The 6851-nt window shown below is 34.7% G+C and carries 8 protein-coding genes; all 8 read right to left on the minus strand.

Features of this window, described 5'->3' with window-relative positions:
• Nucleotides 1–50: 50 nt before the first annotated feature.
• The gene (locus CKF58_RS06185; protein WP_119532040.1) at nt 51–989 is read right to left on the minus strand and encodes a phosphatidate cytidylyltransferase; all 939 of its coding nucleotides are present in this window, start codon (nt 987–989) and stop codon (nt 51–53) included.
• A gap of 26 nt (nt 990–1015) precedes the next feature.
• Entirely contained in the window at nt 1016–1804 is a 789-nt protein-coding gene (gene uppS / locus CKF58_RS06190) for a polyprenyl diphosphate synthase (RefSeq protein ID WP_119532042.1), read from the minus strand.
• A gap of 236 nt (nt 1805–2040) precedes the next feature.
• Complete coding sequence (gene dxr / locus CKF58_RS06195; protein ID WP_119532044.1) at nt 2041–3288, minus strand: 1-deoxy-D-xylulose-5-phosphate reductoisomerase; 1248 nt, start codon at nt 3286–3288, stop codon at nt 2041–2043.
• A 68-nt stretch (nt 3289–3356) separates the two neighbouring features.
• On the minus strand, nt 3357–3914 hold the full coding sequence (gene frr, locus CKF58_RS06200) for a ribosome recycling factor (protein WP_119532052.1): 558 nt from the start codon (nt 3912–3914) through the stop codon (nt 3357–3359).
• A gap of 81 nt (nt 3915–3995) precedes the next feature.
• Nucleotides 3996–4718 (minus strand): UMP kinase, encoded by a 723-nt coding sequence (pyrH, locus tag CKF58_RS06205; RefSeq protein WP_222987739.1) that lies wholly within the window; start codon nt 4716–4718, stop codon nt 3996–3998.
• Between the two features lie 88 nt (nt 4719–4806).
• Nucleotides 4807–5682, minus strand: coding sequence for a translation elongation factor Ts (gene tsf, locus CKF58_RS06210; RefSeq protein WP_119532048.1), 876 nt, complete (start codon nt 5680–5682; stop codon nt 4807–4809).
• Nucleotides 5683–5783: 101 nt separating this feature from the next.
• The gene (gene rpsB / locus CKF58_RS06215) at nt 5784–6506 is read right to left on the minus strand and encodes a 30S ribosomal protein S2 (protein ID WP_119532050.1); all 723 of its coding nucleotides are present in this window, start codon (nt 6504–6506) and stop codon (nt 5784–5786) included.
• 276 nt (nt 6507–6782) lie between these two features.
• Nucleotides 6783–6851 (minus strand): EF-Tu C-terminal domain-related protein (locus CKF58_RS06220; RefSeq protein ID WP_484283701.1); only part of this gene is annotated, 69 nt, incomplete at its 5' end.

Raw genomic sequence — 6851 nt, forward strand, 5'->3', positions numbered from 1 at the left:
TAGCAACCCCTTAAATTATAGGGACAAAAGCCCAATTATCAAGTTTCACCTTAGAAAGTGAAGAAGTCGTTTGATGTTAAAATTACCCAAAAATACGCCATAAACGTAAATGCAGGTTGTAAACTATCGAGACGATCAAGTACCCCACCATGTCCAGGGATTAAATTAGAAGAGTCTTTAACTTTTGCTCGACGCTTAATAAACGACTCTACTAAGTCTCCATGTACAGCAAAAAGGACACTTATAATCGAGAAAACAATAAATGCTACTAAACGTTTGGTCGTAAGAATGTTATCTCCTAAACTAGTAAAGTTTATGAAGATTACGGCACAAATTATCGCACTTAAAACTCCACCTAAAAGCCCTTCAACAGTTTTATTCGGTGAAATCGTTGGGCATAATTTACGTTTACCTATAGCACGTCCTACAAAATAAGCACCAGAATCCGCACAAACAACTAAACAGAAAATGTAAAACATTAATACGGTTGAGTTGTTTAACATAAACTCTTGTGTAGTAGGTTCAATATAGCGAATAACAAATAATGCACTAAAGAAAGCACTATTAATTAATGCGGCAAATATTGCTACCAAACGTGGATGTAAAATATTGTATAGTGTCTCCGTTTTACGATAGATGATTAAAGAGAATAACCACATAAAAACGGCGTAGAACATGGTATTGCCAGCAAAAGTTTTATAAAACTCTAGTGACTTGGCATAATTCTCTGTTCCGAGTGAAAAGTATACCGTTGCTGCAGGGACAAACGGAAATAGCGTAGCAACGATAATAATTAGTAAGTACCACCATTGCCATTTGCGATTTGGTTCAAGATTAGGATTATCGTTATAAATTAGTTTCGAATATTCCCAAATTGATAAACCTGCAATGATTAAAAAAGCTAAAAAGAATACAGGAAAAGGTGCTTTAAAGACTACCAAAAATAATCCAAGCAATAAGGCTATTCCTGAAATTAAACGTTGTTTCATAAGCTTAATACACGAAGATTACTTAATTATACGCCACCAAAGCGTCTCACACGTTGCGAAAAAAGATCGATAGCTTTAGCAAATAGTTCAGGACCAAAATCAGGCCAATACTGCTCAAGAAAGACAAATTCACTATAAGCAGCTTGCCAAAGGAAGAAATTAGAAATACGCTGTTCATTCGAAGTTCTAATTATTAAATCAATAGGATCTTGATCTGCAACGGTTAAATTTTGTTCGAGTAGAGAAGTAAAAAACTCCTCATTGCGATATTTCTGTTTTAAAAGTTCAAGTTTTTGGCTTATTTGTAGAGCTGTTAAAGCGGGATTAGCCTGCAAATATGTTTGTAGTTCATCTAATGCTAAGGTACATACTTTACTACTCGCATTATAGATATCCCAGCGACCACTATAATTTACGGCAATGTTTAGTCTTAATCCTGTATTTTGCTTAGTATCATCAATAAGTTTTTGCAAATGCAGCTTAAGTTCATCGCTAAACACATCAATATCGCCAATAGGTGTAAATCTTACGTTAAGATTAAGCAAAAACTTTTTATTGTTTTTGAGAACACGCAGGAACAGCTTCATTAAATGCTCGACCTCTTCTTTAGGCCTTTTCCAATTTTCTTTAGAAAAGGCATATAAAGAAAGAGAAGCTATATTATGCGTAGCTGCATACTCAATGGTTCTACGCACTGCTAGAGCACCTGCATTGTGTCCACTTTTCCGAGACTTATTTCGTGCTTTAGCCCAACGACCACTACCATCCATAATAATGGCAACATGCTTGGGCATATTCAAATGATTTGTTGTCATAAAAAGAACAATTAGCTATTAGCCTCTTCTAAGCAACCCCGGTGGTTTAATAGATACTTAATTAATAACTTTACTAATTAGTAACTTAATGGTTATACCGAATTGTTTAATTTGAGCAATAGCTAATATAACTTATTTTAAGATCAGGCATATTCATCTTGAATATGCTTTTACAGTAAATTCTTACTGTTTAATTTAATATTTAAAAGACTTTAGATTATAGATACTACACATAGCTATACAGCATTAGTAATTAGCGAAAGACAGACTTGTCTTGCTTGCTGATCAAGAGCATAGATCTCTTCATATGTATAGTATTCAGGTTGCAAGTTTAAACTTCGTAAATGTTCAATAGTTAACTTATTGTATTTATAAATATCTAAATACTTAATTTTACCATCGAGAAAAGCTTGCACTGTTACTTCATTTGCCGCATTTAAAGCACAAGTGTAAGTAAAACCTAAATTATAGCACTCTTGCGCTAATTTAAAATTAGGAAAACGTGCATAATCCACTGGTAAGAAAGTTAAGGCATTTAATTTCATGAGATCTAAACTCTGCATTGCAGAAATAAATCTATGCGGATAATTCAAGGCATAGGCAATAGGAACACACATGTTCGTCGGTCCCATTTGCACGATTAAAGATTTATCTAAATATTCAACTCCAGAATGAATAATTGATTGCGGATGAATAACTGTATGCACTTGCTCAACTTTACAATTAAATAGCACACATGCTTCAATTAATTCTAATCCTTTATTCATTAAAGTTGATGAATCAATGGTTATCTTTGGACCCATTGCCCAATTAGGATGTTTCAATGCTTGAGCTACATCAATAGTCGCAAATTCTTCAAGAGGTTTGTGTAAAAATGGACCACCTGAAGCAGTAAGAAGAATTTTTTCTACACCATAAGCCTGTAAATCCATAAAGCATAGCTCTTTTTGCGCTTGCTCTGCTAAGCTTTGGAAAATAGCATTATGTTCAGAATCAACTGGGATCAATTGAGCTTGTGGATTATTACGTAATGCTTGCTTGATAAGATGACCTCCAACCACTAAACTTTCTTTATTAGCAAGTAAAAGGGTTTTACCAGCATTTAATGCTGCTAAAGAGGTTTCAAGTCCAGCAAAACCAACGACAGCACCAACTACAACATCTACTGACGAGCTAGCAACTAAATCTGCAATCGCATTACCACCACAAACAATTTGTAATTGACTAAAAGTTTGAGCATCTAGTTTATGCTTTAGGGCATTTACTAACTGTTGCTCTTTACTTTCATCAAATAAGCCACAAAAACGTGGTTTATATGTAAGAACTTGCTTAACTAACTTCTCAATACTCGCATTGGCAAATAACCCTACAATCTGATTATCGTATGGCTTTTCTCCTTGATATGCTTGTTGTTGCGACAATACCTGTAAAGTCGAGCTACCAATTGAACCGGTTGATCCTAAAATAATAATTCTTCTGCTCATAAAGATTTAAGAATAAAAATAAAACTAGTTGCAAATTAAAAGCAACTAGTTTTTAGAAAATCGTTAGATTAAAAATCCATTAACTCTTTCTCTTTAGCAGCACAACGCTCATCTAAAGATTTAATACTAGCATCAGTTAATTTGGTAATTTGTTCTTCAGCACGACGTTGATCGTCTTCTGAAATTTCTTTACCTTTAACTAGAGCTTTAACTTTTTCGTTAGCGTCACGACGAATGTTACGCACAGCAACGCGAGCTTTTTCGGTTTCACCTCTAACTACTTTAGTTAACTCTTTTCTGCGCTCTTCAGTTAAAGGTGGTAATGGTACACGAATTGAGCTACCATTGTTACTTGGATTTAAACCTAAATCTGAAGTTAGAATTGCTTTTTCTACAGCTGCTAATGAACTACGATCGTAAACTTGTACGTTTAAAGTTCTTGCATCTTCAGCAACTACGTTAGCAATTTGTCTTAAAGGAGTTAAAGATCCGTAATATTCAACTTGAACAGAATCTAAAAGAGATGGATGTGCACGACCTGTACGGATTTTCGCAATACCATTTTCGTATGCTTCTACCGATTTGTCCATGCGATCTTTTGCATCTTTTAAAATATCAGCGATCATAAAAATTCCTGTAAATTTTAAGATAAAAATTTTCTTTTCCATTATACCAATAATGGATAAATCCTAAAAATTGTTTTTATCTTATTCTGTAATCAATGTACCTAAATCAGGATCAGTTACAACACGTTCTAAATCGCCAAAATTGTGAATATTAAATACACGAATTGGTAGTTTGTGATCACGAGCTAAAGTAAATGCTGCTAGATCCATAACTTTTAATTCTTTAGCAATTACATCATCATATGTAATATGCACAAAGCGTTTAGCATCAGGGTTTTTACGTGGATCAGAATCGTAAACACCATCAACGTTAGTAGCTTTTAATACTACGTCAGCAGCAATTTCAATACCACGTAAGCATGCAGCACTATCAGTAGTAAAGAATGGATTACCTGTACCACCGCCGAATACTACTACACGACCTGAGTTAAGAGCTTTAATTGCATTTGACCAATTGTAAATTTCACAAACACCAGTTAAAGCTAAAGGACTCATTAAAGTACAATTTAAGCCAGCTCTGAAAAGTGAATCACGAATAGCTAGACCATTCATTACCGTAGCTAACATCCCCATATGGTCACCTACCACACGATTCATGTTTAATTGTGCTAGTTGTGCACCTCTAAATAGGTTACCACCACCAACAACAATAGCCACTTGTACACCTAAATCAGTAACACGTTTAACTTCAGCAACAATTCTATCTAGTACGGTTGGATCTATACCAAAGCCTTCGTTACCCTGTAACGCTTCACCGCTAAGTTTTAGTAAAATACGATTGTAAAGAGGTTTATTTCCAGACATGATTTAGCCTATGAATTACTTTGTTTATTACATACAACAAGAGGCCAAAATTGGCCTCTCGATTGTATATTTATCTTAAAACGTTAGATTATTTGCTGAAAGATGAACCGATTTTCGCAACTTCATCAGCAAAGTTTTCTTCTTTACGTTCGATACCTTCACCAACTTCAACACGGATGAAACGTTCAACTGCAACGCCTTCTTTAGCTAAGAATTGGCTTACAGTTTCTGCTGGATCCATAACAAACGGTTGTGAAACTAAAGCAATAGAAGCTTTGAATTTAGCCATACGACCGTTAATCATTTGTTCTTGAATATTTTCAGGTTTTTTCGCAAATGCTGGATCTTCGTTAGCAATACCACGTTGAACTTCTAGCTCTTTAGCTAAAACGTCAGCTGGGATATCTTCTTCTTTAGTGTACTCTGGACGAGAAGACGCTACGTGCATACCTAATTTTTTCGCAACATCTTCGTTATTAGCATTTACAGCTACTAACACAGAAATTTTGCTACCGTGAGTATAGCCACCGATGAATGTACCTTCTAAGTGAGCTAAACGACGGATAGAAATGTTTTCACCAATTTTTGCAACTAAATGAGCACGTTCTTCTTCAAAGTGAGCTTTTAATGCTTCAACATCAACTACTTTGTTAGCTAATACATAATCAGCAACTTTTTTCGCGAACTCGTTAAAGCTTTGGTCTTTTGCTACGAAGTCAGTTTCACAGTTTAATTCAACCACGAAACCTTGAGTTTTATCATCAGTAATACGTGCTAAAACTACACCTTCAGCTGCAACACGACCTGCTTTTTTAGCAGCTTTTGCTTGACCGTTTTTACGCATGTTTTCGATTGCTGCTTCAATATCACCATTAGTTTCTACTAAAGCTTTTTTACAATCCATGATGCCTGCACCAGTACGTTCACGTAGTTCTTTTACTAGGCTTGCTGTAATTTCACTCATTTATGTATACCTTAAAATAATTAATTACTTAGTAGATAAGGGCATTGCCCTTATCTACTAAAAAATAATGAATCAAATGTAATTCGAATCTTTAATAGCTATTATTCAGCTTTTGCTTTAGCTTTGTCAGCTTTAGCTTTTGCTTTTTCACGACCTTCGTTGATAGCTGCTGCAGCTGCTTCTACGTATAGACTAACAGCTTTTAAAGCATCATCGTTACCAGGGATAACATAGTCTACGTTTAATGGGCTTGAGTTAGTATCAACTACAGCTACAACTGGGATACCTAAGTTGTTAGCTTCTTTGATCGCGATGTCTTCATAATCAGCAGACACTACGAATAACATGTCTGGAAGACCGTGCATGTTTTTAATACCACCAAGAGATTTTTCTAATTTTTCTCTCTCGTGTACACGTTTTAAAGCTTCTTTTTTAGTTAATTTATCTAGAACACCATTCGCTTCATCAGCTTCAAATTGTTTTAATGTTTGAATTGATTTGCTGATAGTTTTCCAGTTAGTTAACATACCACCTAACCAACGGTGATTTACGTAATATTGGCCACATGATTTAGCAGCTTGTTCAACTACTTCTGAAGCAACACGTTTAGTACCAACGAATAATACTTTACCGTTATTAGCAGCTACTTTTTCTAATTCAGCTAAAGCTAAATCAAAACATTCAGCTGTTTTATCTAAGTTAATGATAGAAACACCGTTACGAGTACCGTAGATGTATTCTTTCATTTGTGGATTCCAATAACGACGTTGGTGACCAAAGTGAACACCAGCAGCTAACATATCACGAACTGAAACTTTTACCATTTTAAAATTCCTTATTAGGGTTGTTCCTCCACATAACCTTTAGACTAACTAGTTTATTGTTTTAACGAAATGATTATTTCAAGTAGCTATCTACTCCAATAAATCCAGCACCCCGTCTTAAAGTTTTTGTTATGTGTGTGGTTTCTTAATTAAAAATATGAAAATAAAATTTGCTTAGATTTAAGCATGCTAATTATAGCACAAAAATTATTTAAAATTTGTTTTTTCCATTAAAAAAGAGGATGCTATGCACCCTCTTTTTCTTAGATTGCTAAATTATTTTTCAATTTTAGAAACAACACCAGCACCTACTGTTCTACCACCTTCACGGATAGCAAAACGTAA

This window comes from Psittacicella hinzii, assembly GCF_003585935.1.
In the GTDB taxonomy this organism is placed as follows: Bacteria; Pseudomonadota; Gammaproteobacteria; order Enterobacterales; family Psittacicellaceae; genus Psittacicella; species Psittacicella hinzii.

Excerpts from the sequence above, each read along its gene's own strand:
- CKF58_RS06185 (WP_119532040.1), bottom strand. The coding sequence starts at position 989 with ATGAAACAACGTTTAATTTCAGGAATAGCCTTATTGCTTGGATTATTT.
- uppS (WP_119532042.1), bottom strand. The coding sequence starts at position 1,804 with ATGACAACAAATCATTTGAATATGCCCAAGCATGTTGCCATTATTATG.
- dxr (WP_119532044.1), bottom strand. The coding sequence starts at position 3,288 with ATGAGCAGAAGAATTATTATTTTAGGATCAACCGGTTCAATTGGTAGC.
- frr (WP_119532052.1), bottom strand. The coding sequence starts at position 3,914 with ATGATCGCTGATATTTTAAAAGATGCAAAAGATCGCATGGACAAATCG.
- pyrH (WP_222987739.1), bottom strand. The coding sequence starts at position 4,718 with ATGTCTGGAAATAAACCTCTTTACAATCGTATTTTACTAAAACTTAGC.
- tsf (WP_119532048.1), bottom strand. The coding sequence starts at position 5,682 with ATGAGTGAAATTACAGCAAGCCTAGTAAAAGAACTACGTGAACGTACT.
- rpsB (WP_119532050.1), bottom strand. The coding sequence starts at position 6,506 with ATGGTAAAAGTTTCAGTTCGTGATATGTTAGCTGCTGGTGTTCACTTT.